Source organism: Photorhabdus sp. CRCIA-P01 (genome assembly GCF_003545805.1).
GTDB lineage: Bacteria > Pseudomonadota > Gammaproteobacteria > Enterobacterales > Enterobacteriaceae > Photorhabdus > Photorhabdus antumapuensis.
In genome coordinates, this window is the sequence record NZ_NMQR01000189.1 from 1 (window position 1) to 1,049 (window position 1,049).

A 1,049-nucleotide genomic window follows, 5' to 3' on the forward strand; every position below is an offset into this window, starting at 1 on the left:
GGTTATACCCGTTATCTTTCAAGTTGCCTCTTTGTTGGCTGCACTCGCTCACCCCGGTCACATAGTTCGCTATGCTCCCGGGGATTCTCTCCCTTGCCGTCGCGATGCATCTTGAAATCCATAGGGTATATGTCAATTCAACTACCGAAAATCCAACCGAATATATTCTCGGTTGTTAACCCTGATAAATGCGGGGAACAGTCAATTGATGCCGGTATTGCTTAATTGAGAGCTAACCAGAATAAAAATAATCGCGAAGGCCGGTCATCTGCCCGCGAATGAATAGATTCATTAATTGCCTATAGGGTGACTAAATAATTCAATCCTCCCCGTGGGTGCGGATTAAAATCAAGTCTATTTTTATATTATTTTCAATATGTTAATTAATTAACAAAATACAATGCAAGCATTATTATACTCTCCACTTTATGATTAATATTCACTATCATCAATAAAAAGAAATGATTCTCAATTATATTCTGCGAATGAGAATAGATTTTATTATTTAGCGTTACCCCATCCATAATAGCTTTACCCTGCCTTATAATAAAGCCTCACAGACAGGAATATCATGATGATATGGTTATAAAATATCTATCATCGAATGAACAGCAGCACTCAATTCAATATTCTGGCAATAGCCGGGTGACAATACCAATATCACCGTTATCTCTGCCTCAGAGTTATTCCGTCAAATAAGCGATTACTCTTCTTCCCCATCATGATTATTTATCCCCGGCTCAGGAAGGGTATTTCCCGCATGCTCCACAAAAATTGTTTTCGGCAACCGGAACCCTTTCAGGGCCAGCAACGCCAGCGGACCTTTCCCGACTTCGGTGCGTAATACCCAGGTCAGCGGCAATCCGTCCGGCGCAGTCAACGTCAGCCGGTAACGACTGCCGTCCAGCGCGGTCACCTTCGCCTGCGCTAACCACCGCATTAATCCCCACGTCCCCGGATAATCGCCAAACACTCTCGCCCCGGTGTTCACACTCGTCCACGTCAGCACCACGCCGGGGTTATCACTGTCCCCCGGCCAACGTAAACGC

1 protein-coding gene is annotated in these 1,049 nt (G+C 44.7%); it reads right to left on the minus strand.

The genetic code is table 11. The features are described 5' to 3' along the window. Positions 1–703: 703 nt before the first annotated feature. A partial coding sequence (locus D3222_RS24735) for a type VI secretion IcmF C-terminal domain-containing protein (RefSeq protein WP_304598690.1) occupies positions 704–1,049 on the minus strand: 346 nt, incomplete at its 5' end.